This is a genomic window from Parvimonas sp. D9, from assembly GCF_035282565.1.
GTDB lineage: Bacteria > Bacillota > Clostridia > Tissierellales > Peptoniphilaceae > Parvimonas > Parvimonas micra.
This window is the reverse complement of record NZ_JAYKBM010000307.1, coordinates 1-214: the sequence shown is the minus strand read 5'-3', so window position 1 is coordinate 214 and position 214 is coordinate 1. Positions and strand designations below refer to the sequence as shown.

1 protein-coding gene is annotated in these 214 nt (G+C 29.0%); it reads left to right on the top strand.

Translation table 11 applies throughout. The features are described from left to right. The coding region (locus VJI94_RS08960) for a hypothetical protein (protein WP_324009127.1) at positions 1–214 on the top strand (214 nt) is incomplete at both ends.

The window sequence follows — 214 nt, the reverse complement described above, 5'->3', positions numbered from 1 at the left end:
GAAATAACAAGTTTGAAACAAATGAAACAACAAATCCAACTTCTACAAAGCCAAAGAAAGATGTATTTGATAGTCAAGATACACAAGTAAGTATAGATAAACAAACAGTTAAGGCTGGACAAGAACTACTTTACAAGGTAACTTACAAAAATACAACAGGAAAAGAACAAAAAGTTGTAATTAAGGATAAGATTCCTGAATATACAACATATGT